Here is a 24,784-nt window from a genome sequence, read left to right as displayed (position 1 = left end):
CGCGCAGCCGGACGACCGTGAAAACGATTGCTGCGGCTGAGAAGGGGAACAGCGCCGGCGGGGGTGGCGACAGTGACACCCCCGCCGGCGCCGGGTCTTACGCCATCGGCCGGTCCGTCGGCGCGATCGGCGCGGGCAGGAAGCCACGCCCGGTGAGGTAGGCGTCCACCCCGGCCGCCGCCGAGCGGCCTTCCGCGATCGCCCACACGATCAGCGACTGGCCGCGGCCCATGTCGCCGGCCACGAACACGTTGTCCAGGCTCGTCTTGAACGCCTTGTCGCGCGCCACGTTGCCGCGCGCGTCCAGCTCGACGCCGAGGTCTTCGAGCAGGCCCTTCTTCTGCGGTCCGAGGAAGCCCATCGCCAGCAGGACGAGCTGTGCCGGCAGCTCGCGTTCCGACCCGGGCACGGGAACGAACCTGCCGCCCTCGTTGCGCACCTCGACCAGCTTCAACGCCCGGACCCGGCCGGCCTCGTCGCCCAGGAACTCCTGCGTGTTCACCGCGTACAGCCGCTCGCCGCCTTCTTCGTGCGCCGAGGACACCCGGTAGATCATCGGGTACGTCGGCCACGGGTGGGCGTCGGAACGGGCCTCCGGCGGCTTGGGCATGATCTCCAGCTGCGTCACCGAACGCGCGCCCTGGCGGTGCGACGTCCCGACGCAGTCCGCGCCCGTGTCGCCGCCGCCGATGACGACGACGTCGAGCCCCTCGGCCGAGTAGGGCGATTCGGCCAGCTCGCCCGAAGCGACCCGGTTGGCCGGCGGCAGGAACTCCATCGCCTGGTGGATGCCGTCCAGCTCCCGGCCGGGAATCGGCAGGTCGCGCCAGTCGGTCGCACCGCCTGCGAGCACGACGGCGTCGTAGGAAGCCGTCAGTTCCGAAGCGGAGACGTCCACGCCGACGTGCACCGACGTCCGGAACTCCGTGCCTTCCGCCTCCATCTGCGCGAGACGGCGGTCGAGGCGGTGCTTCTCCATCTTGAACTCGGGGATGCCGTAGCGCAGCAGCCCGCCGATCTTGTCGGCTCGCTCGAGGACCACGACGCTGTGGCCCGCGCGCGTGAGCTGCTGCGCCGCGGCGAGTCCCGACGGGCCGGACCCGACGACCGCGACCTTCTTCCCCGTCTTCGACGTCGGCGGCTGCGGGGTCACCCAACCCTCTTCGAAGGCGCGGTCGACGATGGAGATCTCGACGCGCTTGATCGTCACCGGGTCGTCGTTGATCCCGAGCACGCACGCGGTTTCGCACGGGGCAGGGCACAGGGTGCCGGTGAACTCCGGGAAGTTGTTGGTCGCGTGCAGCCGTTCGATCGCCTGCCGCCAGTCGTCCCGCCACACGAGGGTGTTCCACTCCGGGATGAGGTTCCCGAGCGGGCAGCCCTGGTGGCAGAACGGGATGCCGCAGTCCATGCAGCGGCCGGCCTGCTTCTCCAGCTTCGTGGTGGCGAAGTCTTCGTAGACCTCGCGCCAGTCCATCAGCCGCAGGTCGACCGGACGCCGCGTCGGCTCTTCGCGGGTGGTGGTCAGAAAGCCCTTGGGGTCAGCCATGTGCGGCCTCCATGATCGCCTCGTTCACGTCGCGCCCGTCCCGCTCGGCCTGCACCTGGGCGGCGAGCACGCGCTTGTAGTCCTTCGGCATGACCTTCCCGAAGCGGTCGACGCCCGCGTCCCAGTCGGCCAGCAGTTCCCGCGCGACCGCGGATTCCGTTTCGTTGTAGTGCTTTTCCAACGTTTCCCGCAGGAAGTCCGCGTCCTCGGAGTCGAGCGGGTCGAGGTCGACCATCTCCGGGTTGACGCGGTGCGCGGGCAGGTCCAGCACGTACGCGACGCCGCCGGACATGCCGGCCGCGAAGTTGCGCCCGATCGGGCCGAGCACGACCATCCGGCCGCCGGTCATGTACTCGCCGCCGTGGTCGCCGACACCTTCGACGACGGCCAGCGCGCCGGAGTTGCGCACGCAGAACCGCTCGCCGACCTTGCCGCGGATGAAGATCTCGCCGCTGGTCGCGCCGTAGGCGATGACGTTGCCGGCGATGATCTGCTCTTCGGCGACGTACTGCGCTTCACGAGGCGGCCGGACGATCAGCCGTCCGCCGGAGAGACCCTTGCCGACGTAGTCGTTGCCGTCGCCGTAGAGCCGCAGCGTGATGCCCTTCGGCACGAACGCGCCGAACGACTGGCCTGCCGTGCCGGTGAAGGTGACGTCGATGGTGTCGTCCGGCAGGCCTTCGCCGCCCCACCGCTTGGTCAGCTCGGAGCCGAGCATGGTGCCGACGGTCCGGTTCACGTTGCGGACGGGCAGTTCCAGCCGCACCTTGTCGCCGGAGTTCAACGCGCCCTCGGCCAGCTGGATCAACGTGTTGTCGAGCGCCTTCTCGAGACCGTGGTCCTGCTTCGTCTGCTGCAGCCGCAGCCCGGCCGGGGCCACCGCGGGCACGTGGAAGATCGGCGACAGGTCGAGCCCGGCCGCCTTCCAGTGGTCGATGGCCTTGCGCTTGTCGAGGAACTCGGCGTGGCCGACGGCCTCGGCGATCGACCGGAAGCCCAGCTCCGCCAGGTACTCGCGGACCTCCTGGGCGATGAACTCGAAGAAGTTGACGACGTACTCGGCCTTGCCGCTGAACTTCTCGCGCAGCTTCGGGTTCTGCGTCGCGACACCCACCGGGCAGGTGTCGAGGTGGCAGACGCGCATCATGATGCAGCCCGACACCACCAGCGGCGCGGTCGCGAAGCCGAACTCCTCGGCGCCGAGCAGTGCCGCGATGATCACGTCGCGGCCGGTCTTGAGCTGGCCGTCGGTCTGCACGACGATCCGGTCGCGCAGCCGGTTGGCCAGCAGCGTCTGCTGCGTCTCGGCCAAGCCGAGCTCCCACGGGCCGCCCGCGTGCTTGATGGACGACAGCGGCGACGCACCGGTCCCGCCGTCGTGGCCCGAGATGAGCACGACGTCGGCGTGCGCCTTGGAGACGCCCGCGGCGACCGTGCCGACGCCGACCTCGGACACGAGCTTCACGTGGATGCGCGCGTTGGGGTTGGCGTTCTTGAGGTCGTGGATCAGCTGCGCCAGGTCCTCGATCGAGTAGATGTCGTGGTGCGGCGGCGGGGAGATCAGCCCCACGCCCGGCGTCGAGAACCGCGTCTTCGCGATCCACGGGTACACCTTCGCGCCGGGCAGCTGCCCGCCCTCGCCGGGCTTCGCGCCCTGCGCCATCTTGATCTGGATGTCGTCGGCGTTGACGAGGTACTCGCTCGTGACGCCGAACCGGCCCGACGCGACCTGCTTCACGGCACTGCGCCGCTCCGGGTCGTACAGCCGCTCCGCGTCTTCGCCGCCCTCACCGGTGTTGGACTTGCCGCCGAGGCGGTTCATCGCGATGGCGAGCGTCTGGTGCATCTCCATCGAGATCGAGCCGTAGGAGATCGCGCCGGTGGCGAACCGCTTGACGATCTCGGAGATCGGTTCGACCTCGTCGATCGGCACCGGCGCGCGCTTGCCGTACTTGAAGTCGAACAGCCCGCGCAGCGTCAGCAGCTTCTCGGCCTGGTCGTCGACGGCCTTCGTGTACTCCTTGAAGACCTCGTACTTCCCGGCCCGCGTGGAGTGCTGGAGCTTGAACACCGTCTGCGGGTTGAACAGGTGCGGCTCGCCTTCGCGGCGCCACTGGTAGTCCGCGCCGGTCTCGAGCTCGCGGTGGGCGGCCCGGACGCCGTCGGCGGGGAAGGCGTATGCGTGCCGCTTCGCGACCTCGTCGGCGAGCGTCTCGAAGCCGACGCCGCCGAGGCGGGACGTCGTGCCGGTGAAGCAGTTCTCGATGACCTCTTCGCCGAGCCCGATCGCTTCGAAGATCTGCGCGCCGGTGTAGGACGCCACGGTCGAAACGCCCATCTTGGACATCGTCTTGCGGACGCCCTTGCCGAGCGCCTTGATCAGGTTCTGCGTCGCCTGCTTCGGCGTCACGCCGGGGATGAGGCCCTGGTGGGCCATCTCCTCGACGGTCGCCATCGCCAGGTACGGGTTCACCGCGGCGACGCCGTAGCCGATGAGCAGCGCGATGTGGTGCACCTCGCGCGCGTCGCCGGCCTCGACGATGAGGCCGACCTGCGTGCGCGTCTTCTCGCGGACGAGGTGGTGGTGCACCGCGCCGGTCAGCAGCAGCGAGGGGATCGGCGCGTGGTTCTCGTCGACACCGCGGTCGGACAGCACGATCAGCCGGGCGCCGTCCTCGATCGCCTCCGACACCTCGGCGCGGATCTCGTCGAGCCGCTTGATCAGCGCGTCGCCGCCGCCGTGCACGTTGTACCGGCCGAGCACGGTGACCGCCTGGAACTCCGGCAGGTCGCCGTCGTCGTTGACGTGCACCAGCTTGGCGAGCTGGTCGTTGTCGAGCACCGGGAACGGCAGCACGATGCGGCGGCAGCTGGCCGCGTTGCCGGCCAGGAGGTTCGGCTCGGCGCCGATCTGCGTGCCGAGCGCGGTGACGAGCTCCTCGCGGATGGCGTCCAGCGGCGGGTTCGTGACCTGAGCGAACAGCTGGATGAAGTAGTCGAAGATCAGCCGCGGGCGGCTGGAGAGCGTCGCGATCGGCGAGTCGTTGCCCATCGAGCCGATCGGCTCCGCGCCGGTGCGGGCCATCGGCTCGAGGATGGCTTCGAGCTCTTCCTCGGTGTAGCCGAACGCCTGCTGGCGGCGCACGAGCGCGGCGTGCAGCGGCACTTCGCGGTCGCGCTCCGGCAGGCCTTCCAGGTGGACCAGGCCGGCCTCGACCCATTCGTCGTACGGGTGCGCGGTGGCCAGTTCGTTCTTGACCTCGTCGTCTTCGACGATCCGGCCCTCGACGGTGTCCACGAGGAACATCCGTCCGGGTTCGAGGCGGCCCTTCCGGACGATCGTCGCCGGGTCGAGGTCGAGCACGCCGACCTCGGAGGCCAGCACGACGAGGCCGTCGTCGGTCACCCAGTACCGGCCGGGGCGCAGGCCGTTGCGGTCGAGGACCGCCCCGATCTGGCTGCCGTCGGTGAAGGCGACGAGCGCCGGGCCGTCCCACGGTTCCATCAGCGTCGAGTGGAACTCGTAGAACGCGCGCCGCGCCGGGTCCATCTCCTGGTGGTTCTCCCAGGCCTCCGGGATCATCATCAGGACGGCGTGGGGCAGTGAGCGGCCGCCGAGGTGGAGCAGCTCCAGCACCTCGTCGAAGGACGCCGAGTCGCTGGCGCCGCGGGTGATCACCGGGTAGATCCGCTTGAGGTCGCCCGGGATCAGGTCGGTCTCCAGCAGCGCCTCGCGGGCGTCCATCCAGTTGCGGTTGCCGCGCAACGTGTTGATCTCGCCGTTGTGCGCGACGTACCGGTACGGGTGCGCGAGCGGCCACGAAGGGAACGTGTTGGTGGAGAAGCGGGAGTGCACCAGGCCGATGGCACTGGTGACGCGCTCGTCGGTCAGGTCGGCGAAGAACCGCTCGACCTGGGGCTCGGTGAGCATTCCTTTGTAGACGATCGTGCGCGAGGACAGCGACGGGAAGTAGACGTCCTCCTCGGCGAGCTCACGCTCGGCGCGCTTGCGGACGCAGAACGCGCTGCGCTCGATGGCGAGCGGGTCGGAGTGTTCTGGTTTCGGGCGGCGCGCGGCGAGGAACAGCTGCGTGAAGTGCGGCATGGTCTCGGCCGCGGTCGGCCCGCAGTGCTCGGTGTGCACCGGCAGCTCGCGCCAGCCGAGGACGCGCATGTCCTCTTCGGCCGCGATGCGCTCGATGGTCGTCATGGCCCGGCCGCGGCGCTTTTCGTCCTGGGGCAGGAAAGCCGTGCCGACGGCGTACGTGCCGGGCTCGGGGAGCTCGAAGCCGACGACCTCGCGGTAGAACTCGTCCGGAATCTGGATCAGCAGGCCGGCGCCGTCGCCGGTGTCCGGTTCGGCGCCACGAGCCCCGCGGTGTTCCAGGTTGCGCAACGCGACCAGGGCCTTGGCGACGATCGCATGATCTCGGCGCCCGGTCAGGTCGGCGACGAAGGCGACACCGCAGGCGTCGTGTTCGTAATCGCTCCGGTAGAGGCCCTCGGCCTCGGCGTTGCTGAGCTGCTCCCCGGACGGGAACAGGGAACTGGCACGGTGGGTCACGGCTGGCCGCCTCCCAAGGCGTTGGCGCGACCGGTACTCACTCCATCGGGTGGTTCGAACTGAACCGGTTAACGAAGTGGTCCGATACTGCGATGGTCAGTCGAGAACAGTTGCTGTCGTCGGCGCTGCTGTTGTCGGCGTTGTCGGTTTCGAAGTGCAAGATGCCGCGCGGGATTTGCCGGACGGTTCGTCTTCGCACCGCCGGAAACCGGACGCGGGTCATCTGGGAGGCCGCACAACGCTGGGCAGCCGAACATGCCGGGTCCTGCGTGCGCGCACAGAGCGGCCACTGTGGTGGGGAGCCGTCCGGAGCGCGCGGTGTTACTCCCGGGTTCGCCGGGTCTTATGACGATAGTGTGAATTCGCTGTTATCGACATACGTCGTTGCGCCCGGGTGGGAAATGCCACGCTGGCGTTGACGCGGCCCGGGGTAGTCCCATATGCCGGACCGGGTCTCCCGAATAACGATCGCGAACCGGTCTGACCTGCGGAAACGTCTGCCCCAAGTGGCCTGGGGTGGCTGTCGCGACCCCGGTCCAGGGTGCGAAGCTGGGTGCATGGCGGACTCGTCCGATGACTGATCGTTATCTCTCCGTGGCTCGTGAAGGGGTCCACGAGATCGAGATCAAGCGCTCCCGGTTCCGGTGCGCGCTGGCGCCGGTGTCGTCGGAGGCGGCCGCACGCGAGTTCATCGCCGCCCGCCGCCGCGCGGATCCGGGGGCGCGGCACCACTGTCACGCCTTCGTCCTCGGTCCGGACGGGCGGACCCGGCGCTCCAGCGACGACGGTGAGCCGGCAGGCACCGCGGGCACGCCGATGCTGGAAGTGCTGCGCCGCCGTGAGCTGACCGACACCGTCGCGGTGGTGACGCGGTACTTCGGCGGAGTGCTGCTCGGGGCCGGGGGACTGATCCGCGCGTACGGTCAGTCCGTTTCGGATGCTCTGGAAGTCGTCGGTGTACTAGAACACCGGCGTCTCGATCTGGTCGAGGTGGCGGTGGGCTACGACCGCGCGGGCCGGCTGGAGAACGACCTGCGCGCGTCGCCGTACCCGGTGCACGCGACCCGCTTCGACGAGCGGGCCCGCTTCGAGATCGGTCTGCCTCCGGGTGCGGCGCCGGCTTTCGCGAGCTGGCTCGCCGACCTGACGAACGGCGAAGCGACGACGACGGAACTCGGCGAGACCTGGGTCCAGGTCCCGTGATCCGGGCCGGCTCTCACGTGACTGAGCCCGTAACTCGCGTGACTGAGCCCGTAACTCGCGAGATCCGGCCTCGGTCACGCGAGTTACGGGCCTGATCACGCGAGTCCCGGCTTCGGTCACGCGAGTCCCGGCTTCGGTCACCGGGTGGTCCACGGCCGCTGAGTGGTCCGGTCGCGGAATCCCTTTGCCGGGCAACGAACTTTTGGTGCTACCGCGAAGGAGTCCTCTCGTGCCACCATGTCGTGCCACCGAGTTCCGGTACCACTTCGATCCCCTGGATGTTGTCAGCACGGCGCAAGCCGCGCTGACAACGTTGTCACCACGCCCGACAACGTTGTCGCCCGGCGTTCGCGTGCGACAAGGAGAGGAAAGGTTCCATGTCCGGACCACTCGCCAGACGTCTGCGCGCGGCCGTGCTCGCCGCGGTCCTCGTGGGTGCGGGGCTCACCGCGCTGCCCGCCACGCCCGCCGGCGCCGCCACGCTCGCCCTCACCCAGTACGTGAATCCCTTCATCGGCACCGACAACAGCAACTCGCCCAACCCGGTGCCCGGCGGCGCCGGCGGCAGCACGTACCCGGGTGCCGCCGTGCCGTTCGGGATGGTGCAGTTCAGCCCGGACACCCCGACGGCGTCGCCGTCCGGCTACCGCTACAGCGACACGAGCATCGAAGAGTTCAGCCTCACCCACTTCAACGGCGCCGGCTGCGCGAACAACGAGGATCTCGGCCTGCTGCCGATCACCGGCGCGCTCGGTACCTCGCCGGGCACCGGCTGGACCGGGTACGCCGGCCACTACACCAAGGCGAACGAGTCGGCCGCGCCCGGCTACTACAAGAACAAGCTCGACACCTACAACACGACCGTCGAGCTGGCCGCCACGAAGCGGTCCGGCGCCATGAAGCTGACCTATCCGAACACGACGTCCGCGCGCCTGCTGGTCAACACGAGCCGCAGCGCGACCGGCAGCCGGAACGGGTCGATCGCCATCAACGGCAGCCAGGTCACCGGCTCGGTGACCGGCGGCGGGTTCTGCGGTTCTTCGAAGACGTACCAGATCTTCTACGTCATCCAGTTCGACCGCGCGCCCAGCGGGTTCGGCACCTGGCTCGGCGGCACCGTGAACGCCGGTTCCGCGAGCACCAGTGGCACGAACTCCGGCGGCTACGTCACTTTCGACACCTCCACCAACACCACGGTGCAGGCGAAGGTCGGCATTTCGTTCGTCAGCCTGGCCAACGCGCAGGCGAACCTCGCCGCCGAGAACCCCGGGTTCGACTTCGCCGGGGTCCGGGCCTCGGCCGACACGAGCTGGAACGACGTCCTCAACCGCGTCCAGGTCGCCGGCGGGACCGCCGCGGACCTCCAGAAGTTCTACACCGCGCTGTACCACGTGTTCCAGAACCCGAACATCGCCAGTGACACCAACGGCCAGTACCGCGGGTTCGACCAAGCCGTGCACACCGCGTCCCACACCGTCTACCAGAACTACTCCGGCTGGGACATCTACCGGTCGTGGGCCGCGCTGATCGGGCTGATCGCGCCGAACGAAGCGAGCGACATCGCGAAGTCGATGGTCCTGGACGGCCAGCAGGGCGGGCTGCTGCCCAAGTGGTCGCACAACAGCAACGAGCACTTCGTGATGACCGGGGATCCCGGGCCGATCATCGTGGGCAGCATGTACGCCTTCGGGGTCCGCGGCTTCGACACCGCGGCGGCGCTGACGCTGATGGACAAGAGCGCGAGCGGTGGCACCACGCAGGGACAGGCGATCCGCGGCCGGGAAAGCGGCTACCTCAGCCGCCACTACGTCTACGAGGACCCCTCGGACTCGCTCGAGTATTCGGCGTCCGACTTCGCGGTGGCGCAGTTCGCGAAGGCCGTCGGGGACACCGCGAAGTACACCACCTACATGCAGCGGGCCCAGTGGTGGCAGAACGTGTTCGGCCCCGACTCCGGCTACATCCAGCCGCGGGGCAGTGACGGGAACTGGGCGTGGCCCGTCGTGCCGTCGAGCAACAGCGGCTACACCGAGGGCAATCCCTCGCAGTACACGTGGATGGTGCCCTACAACTACCAGGGCGTGATCAACCTGATGGGTGGCCGCCAGACCGCCGTGCAGCGGCTGGACCACCACTTCACCCAGCTCAACGGCGGCCTCACCCAGCCGTACTTCTACATCGGCAACGAGCCCGAGCACGGCGTGCCGTGGGCGTACAACTACGCCGCCCACCCGCAGGGCACCAGTTCGGCGGTGCGGCGCGTGCTGAACGAGTCGTTCACCACCGGCGCGGGCGGGCTTCCCGGCAACGACGACCTCGGTGCCACCTCGGCGTGGTACGTCTTCGCCGCGCTGGGGATGTACCCGGCGACCCCGGGCGCGGACGTCCTGGCCCTGCACGGCCCGCTGTTCCCGTCGGCCTCGATCGTCCGGCCGAGCGGGACGATCCGGATCACCGGCACCGGCGCGGGCCAGGGCGCCCAGTACGTGCAGAACCTGAGCGTCAACGGCGTTTCGACGACCAGGTCGTGGATCCGCTACGGCGACATCGCGGGCGCGTCCACGCTGGACTACACGATGGGTTCGTCCCCGGGGACGTGGGGCACGAGCGCGGCGGACGTGCCGCCGTCGTACAACGACGGGTTCACGCCGCCACCCGCCGCGCCGGCGCTCGGCACGAACCTGGCCCAGGGCAGGACGGCCACGGGCTCGGCGCCGTGCAACTCGGCCGAGGGCGCGGCCAACGCGTTCGACGGCAGCCTGGCGGGCAACAGCAAGTTCTGCACCGCAGCCGCGACGAAGTTCCTCCAGGTCGACCTCGGGTCGGCGCAGAACGTGTCCTCGTTCGTGGTCAAGCACGCCGGCCTCGGCGGGGAGACCACGAGCTGGAACACCGGCGCGTTCACGATCCAGACGTCGGCCGACGGCTCGACGTGGACGACGGTCGCGTCCGTGACCGGGTCGCGCGCCAGCCGCACCTACCACCCGATCACGACGCGCTCGGCCCGGTACGTGAAGCTGAACCTCGGCACCCCGGCCAACGACGGCAACGGCGCTGCGCGGATCTACGAGTTCGAAGTGTACGGCTGAGCGGTCTGCCGCAGCTGTCGTGAGTGGTAATTCGGGTTAGAACCCGAATTACCACTCACGAGCCGGCGGCCCACTCCTCGCGGGTGATCGCGTACTCCACCTCGCCGTGCTCGCTGCCCGGGGCGCGTTCGTGCTCCGGGAACTCCTCGAAGTAGGTCCGGACGAGCCTCATCCCCAGCTTTTCCATCACTCGCCGCGAGCGCTCGTTCACCGCCATGGTGGCGGCTGTCACCCGGGTGACCCCCAGTTCGGTGAACCCCTTCGCGAGCAGTGCCGCCGAACCTTCGGTGCCGTACCCCTGGCCCCAGGCCGCCTGGTGCAGCCGGTAGCCGAGTTCGGGCTCGTCGGGCGGATCAGCCGGCCGCGGACGGTAATGGAACCACCCCAGGAAGGCGCCGGTGCGCTTTTCGATCGCCGCCCAGAACCCGTAACCGGGGAAACGCTCGTAGTAATCGAGGAACGCGGGGAGATCCAACGTGACGATCTCGGTGCGGTCCGCCGGCTGTCCCCCATTGAGGTACTTCATCACGGCGGGGTCGTTGTAGAGCGCGTAGAGCGCGTCCGCGTCGTTCTCGGTGAACCGGCGGAGGATCAGCCGCTCGGTTTCGAGGAATACGTGCATCGGATGATGCTGGCAGTAACCCCGGTGTGTGGCAACGCGATTACGCGGCGGCGGCGAAGACCTCGCCCAGCGCCCGCGAGCCGTCCTCGGTGAGCAGGGCGGGCACGCGCTCGCCGCACTTGCCGGGCCGGGCCGGCGCGATCAGGCCGAGCCGGGCGAGCCGGTGCACGGTGGACTGGTCGCAGCAGCTCAGGCCGTCGATGAAGAGGTCGGGCTCGCAGCTGCAGCTGATCTCGGCGTGGCCCCCGGCCACGGCTCTCAATGTGGCCCGCTCACGATGGTTCAATGTGGTGATCATGGCGGCGCCTCCTTCCCGTCGTGCTCATTAGACGCCCCGCCACCGACAGTTTCCGCCTCCGAGCGTGCGAACCCGGGTATTTCAGGGGTACACGTAGGGGTGGCGTGTCGCCCGGTTACGGGATACCCCTACGGGAGCGGTTCAAGCGTCGTCTTGCGCAGGTGCCGGAAAACGATCGACGTGCGGAAGCCGACGATCTCCCGGCGCAACGCCAGCCGGTCGGTGAGGAATGCGTGCAACCCGTCGATGTCCGGAGTGGTCACTTCGATCAGGAAATCGTCGTTGCCCGCCGTGACGTACACCGCCAGCACTTCCGGGAGTTCGGTGATCGACCGCTGGAAGGAATCGATCACCGCCCGGCTCAGCGGCCGCACCTGCGCCGTCACCAGCGCCCGGACGCCGCGGTTGAGGCTCGGCAGGTCGATGTCGGCGTGGTAGCCGCGGATGACCCCGCGTTCGCGCAGGAGCCGGATGCGTTCGAGGCACGTCGACGGCGCGATGCCGACCTTCCGGGCGATGTCCCGGTTGGTCTGCCGCGCGTCTTCCTGCAGAAGCCGCACGATCGCCGAATCAAGTTCGTCCAGCATGGTGCCCTCCGGGTCCCTTCCGAATTTCGTTCGGCAGCGATATCAGTCCGCCGTTGTCCGACCTAATTTCAACGCTCATGACCGCACATGAGCAACTCGTGGCCCGACGTGGCCGTCGATCCGGCATCACCACCATGGTCGCGATCCATTCCACCGCGCTGGGCCCGGCCGTCGGCGGCTGCCGCCTGCGGCCCTATCCGGACCTGACCCACGCCGTCGACGACGTCCTACGGCTGTCGGCCGCGATGACGGCGAAGTGCGCCGTCGCGGGCCTCGCGTTCGGGGGCGGCAAGAGCGTCATCGCGCTGGAGCCGGGGCGCGTGCTCTCGCCCGGGGAGCGCCGCGCTGTCCTGCTCGACCACGCCGACCTCATCGCCGAGTTCGAGGGGAGCTACCGGGCGGGGCCGGACGTCGGCACCGGACCGGCCGACATGCTGGTGTTCCGGGAGGCCTCGCCGTACGCGTTCTGCACGCCGGAGGCCGCCGGCGGAACCGGTTCCTCCAGCGGCCCGACCGCCGTCGGCGTGCTCGCCGCGCTCCGGGCCGCGGCCGGCTCGGCGGACATGACCGGACGCCGGGTGGTGATCAGCGGCTACGGCTCGGTGGGTGCCCACCTCGCGGCGAGCCTGCACGCGGCCGGCGCCGACGTCGTCGTCTCCGACATCGACGCGGCGAAGCGCGCCGAAGCCGAGCACTGCGGCTTGACCTGGGCCGAGCCGGAGAAAGCGCTGACTCTCACCGCCGACGTCGTCATCCCGGCGGCGGTCGGCGGCGTGCTCGACCCGGAGACGGTGGCCCGGCTCGACACCCCGCTCGTCGTCGGGCCGGCCAACAACCAGCTCACCGACGACACCGTCGCCGACGCCCTTGCCGCCCGCGGCATCCGGTGGATCCCGGACTACGTGGCGAGCGCGGGCGGGATCCTCTACACGCTCTCGCGGGAAGCCGAGGGCCTGGACCACGACGCCGCGCTGGCCCGCGTCGAGACGATCGAACGGACGGTCGGGGACCTGCTGCAGGCCGCGAAGACCAACGGGACCACCCCGTTCCACGAGGCGGCCGCGCTGGCCACCCGACGGCTCGCTGCGGGGGCTCCCTAGCTTCGGTGGGCGGCCTCGCGCAGGGCGGCCAGCACCTCCGGCGACGTCGTGCACTCGCCGAGGCGGACCGGCTTGCGGTCGCCGTGGAAGTCGCTGGACCCGGTCGCGAGCAACCCCAGCCCGGCGGCGACTTCGCGCAGCCGGTGGCGGACCTCCGGCGGCTGCTCGGGGTGGTCCACCTCGATCCCGGCCAGCCCGGCCGCACCGAGGCGGGCCAGCTGGGTGTCCGACACCTCGGCGCGCCGCTTGACCGAGCGTGGGTGGGCCAGCACCGCCGCGCCCCCGGCCGCGCGGACCAGCGTGATCGCCTCCACCGCGGACAGGACGTGCTTCGGCACGTCGGCCCGGCCGCCGTCGGCGATCCAGGCGGGGGTGAAGGCGTCGGTGACGCCCACGGCGGCCAGTGCGGCGGCGATGTGGGGGCGGCCGAGCGGGGCGCCCCCGGCGATCGCCCGCACCTGCGCCAGGGTGATCGGCGCACCCAGCTCGCGGCAGCGCTCGACCATCCGCACCGCGCGCCGGTCCCGGTCGGTGCGGATCAGCTCCAGCTCCGCGGCCAGCGGCTCGTGGCCGGGATCGGCGAACAGCCCGAGCAGGTGCACCTCGGCGTCGTCGAGGCGGCACGAGATCTCGACGCCGGGGAGCACCTCGACCCCCGCGGCGGCCGCGGCGGCCGCGTGCAGGCCCGCGAACGTGTCGTGGTCGGTGAGGGCGAAGACGGTCAGCCCGGCCGCGGCGGCCAGCCGCGGGAGCTCCGCCGGTGGCGTCGTGCCGTCCGAGGCCGTGCTGTGCGTGTGCAGGTCGATCGTCATGCGCCGGATCGTCGCACGGGTTCGGCACGACGACGTCCGGTCGACTTGAATGGGGGCGTGGAGATCCTCACCGACGCCGCCACGCTCGCCCTGTACACCACCGACGCGTCCAACTACCGCCACGTGCCCCGCGGCGTGGTGCTGCCGGAGACCGTCGACGACGTCGTCGCGGCGGTCGCCGAGGCCCGCGCGCGCGACCTGCCGGTGATCGCGCGCGGCGGCGGGACGAGCATCGCCGGGAACGCGTGCGGGCCCGGGCTGGTGATCGACACGTCGAGGCACCTCGGCGGGGTGCTCTCGCTGGACCCGGGGGCACGGCTCGCGCGGGTCCTGCCCGGCACGGTGCTCGACGACCTGCAGGCGGTGGCGGCCCCGCACGGCCTGCGGTTCGGCCCGGATCCCTCGACGCACAGCCGGTGCACGCTCGGCGGGATGATCGGCAACAACGCGTGCGGCTCGCACTCGGTGGCCTGGGGGCGCACGGTCGACGTCGTCCGCTCGCTGGAGGTCCTGCTCTACGACGGCACCCGGCTGCGGGTCGGCCCCGGCGAGCCCGCCGAAGGCCGGATCTTCGACGAGCTGCGCGCGCTGGTGCGCGACAACCTGGCGTTGCTCCGCAAGGAACTCTCGACGTGGCCGCGCCGGGTTTCCGGCTACGGGCTCGAACACCTGTTGCCGGAGAACGGCTTCGACGTCGCCAAGGCGCTCGTCGGTTCAGAAGGCACCTGCGTCACGGTGCTCGAAGCCACGGTCGCGCTGGCCGAACTGCCGCGGCGCCGGGTGCTGGCCGTGCTGGGTTTCCCGTCCGACATCGCCGCGGCCGACGCGGTGCCCTCGATCCTGCCGTGGTCCCCGCTGACCGTCGAGGGCGTGGACGCCGAGCTCGTCGCGATGCTCCCGGCACGGGCGGGCGACCTGCCGCCGGGCGGAGCGTGGCTCTTCGTCGAACTGGCCGGCGACGATCCGGCCGGGCGGGCCCGCGCGCTGGCCGCGTCGCTCGACCTGACCGGGTTCACGATCCTCGACGACCCGGCCGCGCAACGCCGGTTGTGGCGCATCCGCGAGGACGGCGCCGGGCTCGCGACGCGGCTCGCCGACGGCTCGGAGGCGTGGCCCGGCTGGGAGGACGCCGCCGTCCCGCCCGAGCGGCTCGGCGCGTACCTGCGCGAGTTCAAGGAACTGATGCGGTCGCACGGGCGGCGCAGCGTCGTCTACGGCCACTACGGCGAAGGCTGCCTGCACCTGCGGCTGGACTTCGACCTGCTGTCGGCGTCCGGCGTGGCGGACTTCCGGCGGTTCCTGGAAGAAGCCGCGGACCTCGTCGCCGCGCACGGCGGTTCGCTGTCCGGCGAGCACGGCGACGGCCAGGCGCGGTCCGAGCTGCTGTCCCGCATGTACAGCCCGGAGATGATGGCCCTCTTCGCGCGGTTCAAGGCGATCTTCGACCCGGCCGGGCGGATGAACCCCGGCATCCTCGTGGCGCCCCGCGCGGTCGACGCGGACCTGCGCGTCCGGGCCGCCTCGCCGTCCGTCGAGGCGGCTGTCTTCCTCGGCTACCCGGAGGACCGGGGCAGTTTCGGGCAGGCGATGCGGCGCTGCGTCGGGGTGGGGAAGTGCCGCAACACCGGCGGCGGTGGCGTGATGTGCCCGAGCTACCGGGCCACCCGCGAGGAACAGCACTCGACGCGCGGGCGGGCGCACCTGCTCGCGGAGATGATCAACGGCGAGGTCATCACCGACGGCTGGCGCTCGGCCGAAGTCCGCGATGCCCTCGGCCTCTGCCTGTCCTGCAAGGGCTGCCTTTCGGACTGTCCGGTCGATGTCGACATGGCGACGTACAAGGCCGAGTTCCTGCACCAGCACTACCGGCGCCGGCTGCGCCCGGCGTCGCACTACTCGATGGGCTGGCTGCCGTTGTGGCTGCGGCTCAGCGCGCGGTTGCCGCGCCTGGCCAACGCCGTCGCCCGGTCGCCCCTGGCGCCCTTGGTGAAACGGCTCGGCGGGATCGCGCCGGAGCGCGCGCTGCCGGAGTTCGCGCCCGCGCCGTTCACCCGTGCGCGGGCGGACCTGCGCCGCTGGGCGACGGGCGAGCGTCGCGTGGTGCTGTGGCCGGACTCGTTCAACAACTTCCTGACGCCTTCGGTGCTCGACGCCGCCCACGAAGTGCTGACCGCGGCCGGGTACGACGTCGTGCTGCCCGACCGGGGAGTCTGCTGTGGACTGACGTGGGTGTCGACGGGCCAGCTCGGCGTCGCGCGCCGGGTGCTGGACCGGACGCTGGAGGTGCTGGCGCCGTACCTGGCGGACGGGTACGAGGTCGCCGGCCTCGAACCGAGCTGCACGGCGCTGTTCCGCGGCGATCTGCCCGCGCTCATGCCGGGCGACGCGCGCGCGGAACTGCTGGCCTCCCGCACGTTCACGTTCGCGGAACTGCTGGAGCGGGCGCCGATCCCGTTCGCGGCGCTCGACGTCGACGCGATCACGCAGGTGCACTGCCACCAGCACGCGGTGCTGGGCTTCGGCGCCGACGAGTCCGCGCTGGCGGCCGCGGGCGTCCGCAACACGACGCTGGACTCGGGCTGTTGCGGCCTGGCCGGCAACTTCGGCTTCGAGCGTGGCCACTACGACGTCTCGAAGGCGGTGGCGGAGGACCGGATGCTGCCCGCGATCCGCGCGGCCTCCCCGGAGACGGTGGTGGTGTCGGACGGCTTCAGCTGCCGGACGCAGATCGCCCAGGAGTCGGGCCGCACGCCGGTGCACCTGGCGGAACTGCTGCGCCGCGCGCTGCCGTGACTACTCGCTGCGCTCCAGCAACGTCTTGGTCGCGGCGAGGACCAGCCGGCAGATGTCGTCGGGATCGGCGCCGGCCAGGGGTTCCAGCCCGGAGATCTCGCGGACCAGCGCGATGCCCATGAGCCAGGCGAGCGCCAGGTCGGCGCGCAGTTCGGCGTCCGGGGCGTCGGTCAGGGTGGCGAGGACCCCGGCGTACTCGCGGCCGACCTCGTGCCGGATCGTGGCCGCGACGCCGTCGCTGCCCGAGGAGCGCAGGTAGGTCTCCAGCGCCCGGTTCGGCTGGCCCGCCGGGTCCAGCATGCTGCGCAGGGACGTGCTGAAGAGCCGCTCGGCCGGGGTGGCGGCGAGCTGCTCGCGTCCCGACCGGGCGATGACCGCCTCGAACAGCGCTTCCTTGCTGCCGAAGTAGCGGAAGAGCAGGGACTGGTTCACCCCGGCCAGCTTGGCGATGTCCCGCACGGTCGTCCGGTCGAACCCGCGCTCGGCGAACAGCTTCGCGGCGGCGTCCAGCAACGCCTGCCGCGTCGCGGCCGCGTCCCGTTTGCGGCCCGGCTCTTCGCTCTGTGCCGTCATCGGAGCAGGTTAACCGGCAAACCGGACGCGGGCGCGACGGCCCTACGCGGTGGCGGAAAGGCGGATCGCGGCGGCCGGGCAGGTCAGTTCGGCCTGCCGGACCGCCTCCTCCTCACCGGGCGGTGGCTCGGCCGCGAGGAGAACGACCGTGCCGTCGTCTTCGCTCTGGTCGAAAGTCGCGGGCGCGAGCAGGACGCACTGACCGGACGAGACGCAGCTTCCCGGGTCGACGGTGATCTTCACGCTCACCACTCCACGGGCACGCGCTCGACGCCGCCGGCGACGCGGTTGGTGCGGACCGGGATCTCGGCGAGCCCGACGGCGAGCCGCAGACCCGGGAAGCGGCGGAACAGCTTCGGGAACACCGTCCGCAGCTCGGTGCGGGCGAGGTTGGCGCCGATGCAGACGTGCGCGCCGGTGCCGAAGGCGAGGTGCACGTTCGGCGTCCGGTCCGGGTCGAACCCGTCGGGGTCGGTGAACACCGACTCGTCCCGGTTGGCCGCGTCGCTGGAGATCAGCACGGCGTCGCCGCGCATGATCCGCGTCCCGGCGATTTCGACGTCCTCGTGGGCGTAGCGCAGCAGGCCGGTGCCGCTGGTGGCGGTCAGCCGCAGGATCTCCTCGACGGTCTGGTTCACCTGGCCGTCGGGGTCGGCGGCGAAGCGGTCGCGGCGGGCGGTGTCGGAGAGCAGGAACAGCGTGCCCATCGCGATGCGCGTCGACGTCGTCTCGTGGCCGGCGAACAGCAGCCCGGCACCCAACCGGGCGAGGTCGTCGTCGGTGAAGGTCGGGTCGTCGGCCTGGACGGCGACCAGGTCGGAGATGACGTCCGGCTGCGGGTCCGCGCGCTTGGCGTCGGCCAGCTTCGTCATGTACGCCATGAACTCCGCCATCGCCGCCTGGGCGTCCTCGCCGCCGTCCATCACCGCGATCCGCTCGGACAGCGCGCGGAAGTGCTCACGGTCGGCGTACGGCACGCCGAGCAGCTCGCAGATCACCAGCACCGGCAAGGGGAACGCGAGGAAGTCGGTCAGGTCGACGGGTTCGCCGGGGTGCGCGTCGCGCGCGGCCTGGAGGTCGTCGAGGCAGCGGTCGGTCAGCTCCGCGATGCGGTCGCCGAGGGCGCGCATGCGGGGCGCGGAGAACGCGGGCGCCAGCACCCGGCGCATCCGCTTGTGCACCTGCTCCTCGGTTTCGAAGTCGCCGCTCGGGCCGTCCTGCAGCGCGGCGTAGGAAATCCGCGACGCCTCTTCCGGTTTCGGGTGCGAGCGCCCGAAACGGCGGTCGCGGAAGACCTCTTTGGCTTCCTCGTAGGACGTCACCAGCCAGGCCGGGTCGCCGGCCGGGGTGAGCACCCGGCTGATCGGCGCCTGCCGGCGCAGGGCCGCGTAGTCCCGGGCGATCGCGAGTGCGTCCGCACGGGCGAAGGGGAGGCGAGGCGTTTCTTCGGTGGTGGTCATGCGGTTCCCCTCGGATCGGTTTTGAGGTCGGCGAGCCAGCGCAGCTCGGCGTCGAACTTTCCCAGCACGTGGTGCAGCGCGGCGCGGCTCCACGGATCGGCCTGCCCGGCGGCGAGCCCGGTGAGCCGGGCGTGCTCGGCGGTCAGCGCGGTGGTGCGGACTTCGAGTACGCGGGCTCGTTCCGCCGGGTGCAGCCAGGCGAAGTTCCCGACGCGGGCCAGGAATTCCGGCTCGTTGAGCGCCAGGTCGGCCGGGAAGTCCGCGAGCATGTCGTGCAGCAGTTCCCGCCCCACTTCGGTGATCGTGTAGACGTGCCGCGGCGGTTTGGCTTCCTGCTCCTCCGCGCTGCGGCTCACCGCGCCCGCGTCGACGAAGCGCCGCAGCGTGGGGTAGAGCGAGTTGTTCGACAAGGTGTGGCCCGTCGATGCCTCCACGGCCTTGCGCAGTTCGTAGCCGTGCATCGGCGCGGTGGCCAGCTTGGACAGCAAGAGGATCTCGATCCACACCTAGGTCACCGTAACCTAGTATCCGGTGACCGGGCAATGGCGGATCGTGACAGGTGGAAAGAAACTGTGTAGCGTTGTAAGCGTCTGCTTACAACGCTGGAGCACGGGGGTTCGCATGACCGTCACCCACACCGAACCGCTCTCCTACCCCTTCAACGAGGAGGCCGGGCTCGACCTGAACGAGGCGTACGCGGCGGCCCGGGAAGCCGACGGCCTGGTCCGGGTGAAGATGACCTACGGGGAGGCGGCGTGGCTGGCCACCCGCTACGCCGACGCCCGGCTGGTGCTGGGCGACCGCCGGTTCTCGCGGGCGATGGAGAAGGAAAGGGACGCTCCGCGCCGCTCGCCCGTGGTCCGGGACGGCGGCATCCTGCAGATGGACCCGCCCGACCACACGCGGCTGCGGACGCTGGTCGCCAAGGCGTTCACCATGCGCCGCGTCGAGCTGCTCCGGCCGCGCGTCGCCGCGCTGGCGACCGAGCTGATCGCCGGCATGAAGGCGGCCGGCGCGCCCGCCGACCTGGTCGACGCCTACGCGCTGCCGATCCCGGTGGCGGTGATCTGCGAGCTGCTCGGTGTTCCGGTCGCCGACCGGCCGAAGTTCCGCGTGTGGAGCGACGCGGCGCTGTCCACCAGCGGGCTGACGCCCGAGGAGTTCGAACGCAACCGCGAGGAGCTGCGCGACTACATGCGCGGCCTGATCGCCGAACACCGCGCGCGGCCCCAGGACGACCTGATGACGGCGCTGATCGAAGCCCGCGACGTCCGCGACCGGCTGACCGAGCTGGAGCTCGTCGACCTGTGCGTCGGCATTCTCGTGGCCGGGCACGAGACCACCGCGAGCCAGATCCCGAACTTCGTCTACGCGCTGCTGGACCAGGACGGCCGGTGGGAGCGGCTGTGCGCCGACCCGGGCCTGATCCCGGCCGCGGTCGAGGAGCTGCTGCGGTTCGTCCCGCTGGGCGCCGGTGCCGGATTCCCGCGGTACGCCACCGAAGACGTCGAGGTCGGCGGCGTGCTCGTCCGGGCGGGCGAGCCGGTGCTGGTGGCGGTCGGGGCGGCCAACCGGGACGGCCTCCGGTTCGACGACGCGGACGAGCTGCGCTTCGACCGCCCGGAGAACCCGCACCTGGGCTTCGGCCACGGCGTCCACCACTGCCTCGGCGCGCCGCTGGCCCGGCTGGAGCTCCAGGAGGCGCTGCGCGCGTTGGTCACCGGAATGCCGGGCTTGCACCTCGCCGGCGATATCGTGTGGAAGACGCAGATGCTCGTCCGCGGACCGCGGTCGATGCCCATCGGATGGTGACGCGGAAGGTGGCCATGAGCTGGCACGTGGAAGTCGACGAACACACCTGCATCGGCTCGGGGATGTGCGCCGCGCTGATGCCCGGGGTGTTCACCCTCGACGGCGCGGTGGCGCACCCGGTGACGTCTTCCGTCGAAGCGGACGAAACGGTCCTCGACGCGGCGGACTCCTGTCCGGCGATGGCGATCACGGTGACCGACGGCGGGCGAGAGATCGGCCCGCGTCCTTAGGGTGTGAACCGGCCGTGCTCGGTGACGACGGCCGTGACGAGTTCGTGCGGGGTGACGTCGAAGGCGGGGTTGAAGACGCCCGCGCCGGGCGGGGTGATCGGCACCCCGGCGTACTCGGTGAGCTCGCGGGCGTCGCGTTCTTCGATGGCGATGCCCGTGCCGTCCGCGAGCGTGCTGTCCACTGTGGACGAGGGCGCGACGACGACGAACGGCACGCCGTGGTGCCGCGCGGCGATCGCCAGCCCGTAGGTGCCGATCTTGTTGGCGACGTCGCCGTTCGCCGCGATCCGGTCGGCGCCGACGAGCACGCAGTCGACCAGCCCGCGGGCCATCGCGGCGGCGGCCGCCGAGTCCGGCTGGACGCGGTAGGGGACCGCGGCCTGCGCGAGCTCCCACGCCGTCAGCCGGGCGCCTTGGAGCAGCGGCCGCGTCTCGTCGACGAGGACTTCTTCGACGAGCCCGCGTTCGTGCAGGTGCCAGACGACGCCGAGCGCGCTGCCCCAGCCGACGGTCGCCAGCCGTCCGGCGTTGCAGTGGCTGAGCAGCCGCAGCGGCCGGCGTGGGCACTCGGCCAGCACGATTTCGGCGGCGTGCCTCGAGGCGGTCTTGTTGAGTTCTTCGTCTTCGGTGAGCAGCGCCAGCGCTTCCGCGAGGACGGCGTCGGCGCCCTCGTCCAGCTTCGCGAGGGCCCGCCCGACGCCCCAGGCCAGGTTGACGGCGGTCGGCCGGGCGCGGGCGAGCACTGCGGCAGCGCCCCGGACGTCCCCGCCGCACCGGGCCGCCAGGGCGACACCCAAGGCACCCGCGGCCCCGAGCGCGGGCGCGCCCCGGACGGCGAGCCGTTTGACGGCGTCGACCAGCTCGCCGACGGTCCGCAGCTCGAGCAGCCGGTACTCGGCGGGCAGCGCGGTCTGGTCGACGATGACGATGGCGCCGTCAGCCCAGTCGATGGTCCTGCGCACGCGGCCTCCCGAACCCGGCAATGATGTCGTCGACACCATTGAACGGCATCCAGTCACGCGAGTTACGTCCTCAATCACGCGAGTGACGTGCTCAATCACGCGAGTGACGTGCTCGATCACGGGACTCGCGTACCTGGGTGGACGACACGCGGTGTCAGAGACCTGCCAGCAGGTCCGTCTCCGTGATCCCCGGCCCTTGGCCCGCCCGGATGAACCACTCCGTGCCGAAGGCGACCGTGAACGCCTCGTCCGGCATGGCGAGCATGAACATGTCCTCGCTGATCTGGCTCGGATGGGCCCGCATCGCCGCGCGCTTCACCGGCGCGTACTTCGACACGTCGACCGCCGCGGTGATCTCCGCCTCGGGTTTGCCGAACTCCACGTTCTCCGGTGGCTTCGGCGCCGCCTCCGGGGGCATCAGGCCCTGCTCGACGGCCGCTTCGAAGCCGCGCTGCATGAACTCGCGGTTGAACGTCGCCTGGAAGACCCGGGCCGTGCCGGCCAGCTCGGCGGCCCGGACGCCGACGCGGTGGACCTGGATGTGGTCCGGGTGGCCGTAGTCGCCGTTGTCGTCGTAGACCGTCAGCACGTCGGCGGACTCCTCGCGCAGGATCGCCGCGAGCTGCTCGGCCGCCTTTTCGACGTCGGCGCGCCAGAAGCACGCCGGGTCGTCGTTCGTCGGCTCGCCCATCATCCCCGAGTCGCGGTAGCCGAGGAACTCGACGCGCTCCACGCCGAGGATCTCCGCGGCCGCGTGCGACTCCTGGACGCGCCGGTCCTCCAGTTTTTCGCCCTCGGCGAGAAAGCCTTCGGGTACTTCGCCGACCTCGCCCTTGGTGGCGACGACGAGCACGACCCGGTGCCCCTCTTCGACAGCTTTGCGCATGACGCCCGCGGTGCGGAGGCACTCGTCGTCCGGGTGGGCGTGGAAGGTGACCAGTGTTGCCATGTCCCCGACGTTACCGAACGGCACCGACAAAAACCGTCTGCCAGGGTGCGCTGACGACCGCTAAGGTCCGCGACGTGGCTGGCACCGAGAAATCCACGTTGCTGATGTTCCTGCGTGCGCAGCGCGAGAGCGTCCTGGCGATCCTCGACGGACTCGGCGAGGCCGCGCTGACGACCGCGGTCCTGCCGTCCGGCTGGACCCCGCTGGGCATGGTGGAGCACCTCGGGGACGCCGAGCGGCACTGGTTCCAGGAGATCGTCACCGGCACCGCGGATCCCCGGCCCTGGCCTGAGCACGAGCCGCCGAGCACGCCGCGGAGCCCGGCCGCCGTCTTCGCCTACTACCGCGCGCAATGCCGCCGGTCGGACGAGATCTTCGCCGCGACACCGTTGTCCGCGCCGCCGCGGGGCCGGCACCCCGGTCCGCTCGGAGCGCAGACCGCCGACCTGCGCGGAGTGGTGCTCCACATGATCGAAGAGACCGCGCGGCACGCCGGCCACCTGGACGTCGTGCGGGAGCTGCTCGACGGCCGGACCGGCCTCGGGCCGCGCTAGCCGGCCTGTTCCTTCGAGCACCACCAGGTCGACCGGCCGCCGACCGTGCCGTGGCTCATCTCCGCGCCGCAGCGCGGGCAGTGGTCGCCCGGACGGCGGTGGCCGATGATCTCGCCGGTGTGGACGCCGCCGTGGCGGATCGCCGCGCGCAACGCCTTCCGCAGTGCTTTGTGCAGGTCGGTGAGGTCGGTGCCGGCCAGCTCGTGCACCGGCCGCGCCGGGGGGAGCGCCGCCTGCCAGAGGGTTTCGTCGGCCAGCAGGTTGCCGATCCCGGCCACCACCGACTGGTCCAGCAGCCGCGCCTTCAGCGGCGCCCGCCCGCGGCCGACGCGGTCGGCGAAGTCGCGGCGCGAGATCTCCCCGGCGTCGGGGCCGAGCGCGTCGAGATCCGGGTCGAGCCGCACCCGGCTGAGCCGCCGCGTGTCGAACAGGCGCAGCTGTTCGCCGTCGGCGAAAGTGATCCCGAACCGGAACCACTCGGGTTTCTCTTCGCGGCCGCTGAAGCGCTGCGGACCCGGCGGGCCGCTCTCGCCCGCGAACCGCAGCTGCCCGGCCATCCCGAGGTGCAGACCGAGGTGGGGGCCGGGCCGCCCGTCGCGGTTTTCCGTTTCGCACCAGAGTGTCTTGCCCCGCCGGTGCGCTTCGGTGAGCCGGCCGCCTCGCAGCGCGGTGGCGATGTCGCCGGGTGCGTGCGGGCGGCAGACCCAGTCGTCGTGGTCGTCGACCTCCCGGATCGTCCGGCCGAGCGCACCGGCGAGGACCTGGCGGGCGAGTTCCACTTCGGGGAGTTCGGGCACCCGACCAGTGAAGCTCATCCGGCCGCCGCCTGCCGCGTGACCCGCGGCCGATCAGGAGAGGCTCGCCGACGCGGGGGTTTCCCAGGCGAACCCGTCCGGGTCGGTGAACGGCTGGGCCGCGCCGCCGACCGCGATCCGGTGCGAGCCGCTGCCGTCGGGGGCGACGCCGGCGTCCTTCGCGAGCGCCTTGCGCCGGTACAGCGCCAGCTTGAGGGGGCTGTCCCCGGCGTCGAACTCGACGTACATCCGGCCGAAGCTCTTCCCGACGGTCAGGCCGCGGTCGAGGTAGAACTTCTTGCTCGCGGCCACGTCGCCGACGCCGAGCAGGAGCACGACGGCGTCGATCTTGCGGGTGGCCGGGCCGGTGTTCTTCTTCGCGGAGGTCGCGAGCTTCCAGATCGTCCCGTCCGGGGCCTGCACTACGCCGCCGTAGCCCCAGATGGACTTGGTCGCCGGCTTGATCGTTGTGGCCCCGGCCGCGATGGCGGTCCCGATCAGGGAGTCGACGTCGGCGGGCTCCGGCACGGTGAGGGACAGGGTGAACCCGCGGAAGCCGGTGCTCGGTTCCGCCGAGGCCCGGAAGCGCAGCTGGGTGGTGAGTCCGAAGGCGTCGGCGTAGAAGCGCTCGGCGGCGGCGGTGTCGGCAACTTCGAGGGTGATGGTTTCGATGTTCGTCATGCCGGTAACGCTAGGTCCGGCCGGCTGACCGGCGCTTCTCGATTCCTGACCGGTCCGGCGGGCCGCCGCCGCGAAAAGGGTTTGGCCGGCCGGGCGGCGGGCTGATAGCTTGCCGCAGACCCGTGAGCCGGCTTGAGGAGGTGAGACCCGTG

At 71.1% G+C, this 24,784-nt stretch carries 21 protein-coding genes; 7 read left to right on the top strand and 14 right to left on the bottom strand.

What is annotated here, in order from left to right:
- Window positions 1–97: 97 nt before the first annotated feature.
- Both AB0F15_RS25425 and gltB read right to left on the bottom strand, forming a co-directional pair.
- The gene (locus tag AB0F15_RS25425; RefSeq protein WP_360274952.1) at window positions 98–1,549 is read right to left on the bottom strand and encodes a glutamate synthase subunit beta; all 1,452 of its coding nucleotides are present in this window, start codon (window positions 1,547–1,549) and stop codon (window positions 98–100) included.
- A complete protein-coding gene (gltB, locus tag AB0F15_RS25420; RefSeq protein WP_360274949.1) occupies window positions 1,542–6,113 on the bottom strand; it encodes a glutamate synthase large subunit in 4,572 nt (1,523 codons plus the stop codon). Before gltB ends, AB0F15_RS25425 begins: the two co-directional genes overlap by 8 nt.
- A gap of 573 nt (window positions 6,114–6,686) precedes the next feature.
- Here gltB and AB0F15_RS25415 point away from each other — a divergent pair.
- Together AB0F15_RS25415 and AB0F15_RS25410 are read left to right on the top strand one after the other, a co-directional pair.
- On the top strand, window positions 6,687–7,316 hold the full coding sequence (locus AB0F15_RS25415; RefSeq protein ID WP_360274947.1) for a YigZ family protein: 630 nt from the start codon (window positions 6,687–6,689) through the stop codon (window positions 7,314–7,316).
- Window positions 7,317–7,693: 377 nt separating this feature from the next.
- A complete protein-coding gene (locus AB0F15_RS25410; protein WP_360274944.1) occupies window positions 7,694–10,405 on the top strand; it encodes a GH92 family glycosyl hydrolase in 2,712 nt (903 codons plus the stop codon).
- A gap of 55 nt (window positions 10,406–10,460) precedes the next feature.
- Here AB0F15_RS25410 and AB0F15_RS25405 read toward each other — a convergent pair whose 3' ends face one another.
- The 3 genes from AB0F15_RS25405 to AB0F15_RS25395 all read right to left on the bottom strand — a co-directional run bounded on the left by AB0F15_RS25405 (window position 10,461) and on the right by AB0F15_RS25395 (window position 11,912).
- Window positions 10,461–11,027 (bottom strand): GNAT family N-acetyltransferase, encoded by a 567-nt coding sequence (locus AB0F15_RS25405; RefSeq protein WP_360274941.1) that lies wholly within the window; start codon window positions 11,025–11,027, stop codon window positions 10,461–10,463.
- A gap of 40 nt (window positions 11,028–11,067) precedes the next feature.
- Window positions 11,068–11,325 (bottom strand): hypothetical protein, encoded by a 258-nt coding sequence (locus tag AB0F15_RS25400; RefSeq protein WP_360274938.1) that lies wholly within the window; start codon window positions 11,323–11,325, stop codon window positions 11,068–11,070.
- A 128-nt stretch (window positions 11,326–11,453) separates the two neighbouring features.
- Window positions 11,454–11,912: an Lrp/AsnC family transcriptional regulator gene (locus AB0F15_RS25395; RefSeq protein ID WP_360274936.1), complete on the bottom strand. Its 459-nt coding sequence runs from the start codon at window positions 11,910–11,912 to the stop codon at window positions 11,454–11,456.
- 77 nt (window positions 11,913–11,989) lie between these two features.
- On the opposite strand from AB0F15_RS25395, the gene AB0F15_RS25390 reads away from it, so the two are divergent.
- The gene (locus AB0F15_RS25390; RefSeq protein ID WP_360274933.1) at window positions 11,990–13,012 is read left to right on the top strand and encodes a Glu/Leu/Phe/Val dehydrogenase dimerization domain-containing protein; all 1,023 of its coding nucleotides are present in this window, start codon (window positions 11,990–11,992) and stop codon (window positions 13,010–13,012) included.
- Here the strand turns inward: AB0F15_RS25390 and AB0F15_RS25385 are convergent.
- Complete coding sequence (locus AB0F15_RS25385) at window positions 13,009–13,824, bottom strand: PHP domain-containing protein (protein WP_360274930.1); 816 nt, start codon at window positions 13,822–13,824, stop codon at window positions 13,009–13,011. The genes AB0F15_RS25390 and AB0F15_RS25385 overlap by 4 nt on opposite strands.
- A 57-nt stretch (window positions 13,825–13,881) precedes the next feature.
- On the opposite strand from AB0F15_RS25385, the gene AB0F15_RS25380 reads away from it, so the two are divergent.
- Complete coding sequence (locus AB0F15_RS25380; protein ID WP_360274927.1) at window positions 13,882–16,617, top strand: FAD-binding and (Fe-S)-binding domain-containing protein; 2,736 nt, start codon at window positions 13,882–13,884, stop codon at window positions 16,615–16,617.
- Here the strand turns inward: AB0F15_RS25380 and AB0F15_RS25375 are convergent, their stop codons facing one another.
- From AB0F15_RS25375 to AB0F15_RS25360, 4 genes are read right to left on the bottom strand one after another with little or no spacing between them, the layout of a single operon-like run.
- Complete coding sequence (locus AB0F15_RS25375) at window positions 16,618–17,190, bottom strand: TetR family transcriptional regulator (RefSeq protein WP_360274924.1); 573 nt, start codon at window positions 17,188–17,190, stop codon at window positions 16,618–16,620.
- Window positions 17,191–17,232: 42 nt separating this feature from the next.
- The gene (locus AB0F15_RS25370) at window positions 17,233–17,433 is read right to left on the bottom strand and encodes a ferredoxin (RefSeq protein ID WP_360274922.1); all 201 of its coding nucleotides are present in this window, start codon (window positions 17,431–17,433) and stop codon (window positions 17,233–17,235) included.
- A gap of 2 nt (window positions 17,434–17,435) precedes the next feature.
- Window positions 17,436–18,650, bottom strand: a complete 1,215-nt coding sequence (locus AB0F15_RS25365) for a cytochrome P450 (protein WP_360274920.1) — start codon at window positions 18,648–18,650, stop codon at window positions 17,436–17,438.
- Window positions 18,647–19,156: a PadR family transcriptional regulator gene (locus AB0F15_RS25360; RefSeq protein ID WP_360274917.1), complete on the bottom strand. Its 510-nt coding sequence runs from the start codon at window positions 19,154–19,156 to the stop codon at window positions 18,647–18,649. The genes AB0F15_RS25365 and AB0F15_RS25360 overlap by 4 nt, the downstream gene beginning before the upstream one ends.
- 115 nt (window positions 19,157–19,271) lie before the next feature.
- Between AB0F15_RS25360 and AB0F15_RS25355 the strand changes: the two genes are divergently transcribed.
- Both AB0F15_RS25355 and AB0F15_RS25350 read left to right on the top strand, forming a co-directional pair.
- Complete coding sequence (locus tag AB0F15_RS25355; RefSeq protein WP_360274915.1) at window positions 19,272–20,462, top strand: cytochrome P450; 1,191 nt, start codon at window positions 19,272–19,274, stop codon at window positions 20,460–20,462.
- Between the two features lie 14 nt (window positions 20,463–20,476).
- A complete protein-coding gene (locus AB0F15_RS25350) occupies window positions 20,477–20,692 on the top strand; it encodes a ferredoxin (protein ID WP_360274912.1) in 216 nt (71 codons plus the stop codon).
- Here AB0F15_RS25350 and mtnA read toward each other — a convergent pair.
- Entirely contained in the window at window positions 20,689–21,654 is a 966-nt protein-coding gene (mtnA, locus tag AB0F15_RS25345; protein ID WP_360274909.1) for an S-methyl-5-thioribose-1-phosphate isomerase, read from the bottom strand. The genes AB0F15_RS25350 and mtnA overlap by 4 nt on opposite strands.
- Before the next feature lie 154 nt (window positions 21,655–21,808).
- Window positions 21,809–22,603, bottom strand: coding sequence for a PIG-L family deacetylase (locus AB0F15_RS25340; protein ID WP_360274907.1), 795 nt, complete (start codon window positions 22,601–22,603; stop codon window positions 21,809–21,811).
- A gap of 74 nt (window positions 22,604–22,677) precedes the next feature.
- Here AB0F15_RS25340 and AB0F15_RS25335 point away from each other — a divergent pair, with 74 nt between their 5' ends.
- Window positions 22,678–23,157, top strand: a complete 480-nt coding sequence (locus AB0F15_RS25335) for a DinB family protein (RefSeq protein ID WP_360274904.1) — start codon at window positions 22,678–22,680, stop codon at window positions 23,155–23,157.
- On the opposite strand, the gene AB0F15_RS25330 is transcribed toward AB0F15_RS25335, so the two are convergent.
- Window positions 23,154–23,954 carry a DNA-formamidopyrimidine glycosylase family protein gene (locus AB0F15_RS25330; protein ID WP_360274901.1) on the bottom strand — a complete coding sequence of 267 codons (801 nt, stop codon included), beginning with the start codon at window positions 23,952–23,954 and terminating at the stop codon, window positions 23,154–23,156. The two genes, AB0F15_RS25335 and AB0F15_RS25330, sit on opposite strands and share 4 nt — an antisense overlap.
- A 51-nt stretch (window positions 23,955–24,005) precedes the next feature.
- Complete coding sequence (locus tag AB0F15_RS25325) at window positions 24,006–24,632, bottom strand: glyoxalase (RefSeq protein WP_360274899.1); 627 nt, start codon at window positions 24,630–24,632, stop codon at window positions 24,006–24,008.
- Window positions 24,633–24,784: the final 152 nt, after the last annotated feature.

It is taken from the genome of Amycolatopsis sp. NPDC026612 (assembly GCF_040638285.1).
Classification (GTDB): domain Bacteria; phylum Actinomycetota; class Actinomycetes; order Mycobacteriales; family Pseudonocardiaceae; genus Amycolatopsis.
This window is presented reverse-complemented; position numbering and strand designations above follow the sequence as displayed.

Excerpts from the sequence above, each read along its gene's own strand:
- AB0F15_RS25350 (WP_360274912.1), top strand. The coding sequence starts at position 20,477 with ATGAGCTGGCACGTGGAAGTCGACGAACACACCTGCATCGGCTCGGGG.
- AB0F15_RS25410 (WP_360274944.1), top strand. The coding sequence starts at position 7,694 with ATGTCCGGACCACTCGCCAGACGTCTGCGCGCGGCCGTGCTCGCCGCG.
- AB0F15_RS25340 (WP_360274907.1), bottom strand. The coding sequence starts at position 22,603 with ATGGCAACACTGGTCACCTTCCACGCCCACCCGGACGACGAGTGCCTC.
- AB0F15_RS25415 (WP_360274947.1), top strand. The coding sequence starts at position 6,687 with ATGACTGATCGTTATCTCTCCGTGGCTCGTGAAGGGGTCCACGAGATC.
- AB0F15_RS25405 (WP_360274941.1), bottom strand. The coding sequence starts at position 11,027 with ATGCACGTATTCCTCGAAACCGAGCGGCTGATCCTCCGCCGGTTCACC.
- AB0F15_RS25385 (WP_360274930.1), bottom strand. The coding sequence starts at position 13,824 with ATGACGATCGACCTGCACACGCACAGCACGGCCTCGGACGGCACGACG.
- AB0F15_RS25375 (WP_360274924.1), bottom strand. The coding sequence starts at position 17,190 with ATGACGGCACAGAGCGAAGAGCCGGGCCGCAAACGGGACGCGGCCGCG.
- AB0F15_RS25400 (WP_360274938.1), bottom strand. The coding sequence starts at position 11,325 with ATGATCACCACATTGAACCATCGTGAGCGGGCCACATTGAGAGCCGTG.
- AB0F15_RS25395 (WP_360274936.1), bottom strand. The coding sequence starts at position 11,912 with ATGCTGGACGAACTTGATTCGGCGATCGTGCGGCTTCTGCAGGAAGAC.
- AB0F15_RS25390 (WP_360274933.1), top strand. The coding sequence starts at position 11,990 with ATGACCGCACATGAGCAACTCGTGGCCCGACGTGGCCGTCGATCCGGC.
- AB0F15_RS25325 (WP_360274899.1), bottom strand. The coding sequence starts at position 24,632 with ATGACGAACATCGAAACCATCACCCTCGAAGTTGCCGACACCGCCGCC.
- AB0F15_RS25365 (WP_360274920.1), bottom strand. The coding sequence starts at position 18,650 with ATGACCACCACCGAAGAAACGCCTCGCCTCCCCTTCGCCCGTGCGGAC.
- AB0F15_RS25355 (WP_360274915.1), top strand. The coding sequence starts at position 19,272 with ATGACCGTCACCCACACCGAACCGCTCTCCTACCCCTTCAACGAGGAG.
- AB0F15_RS25425 (WP_360274952.1), bottom strand. The coding sequence starts at position 1,549 with ATGGCTGACCCCAAGGGCTTTCTGACCACCACCCGCGAAGAGCCGACG.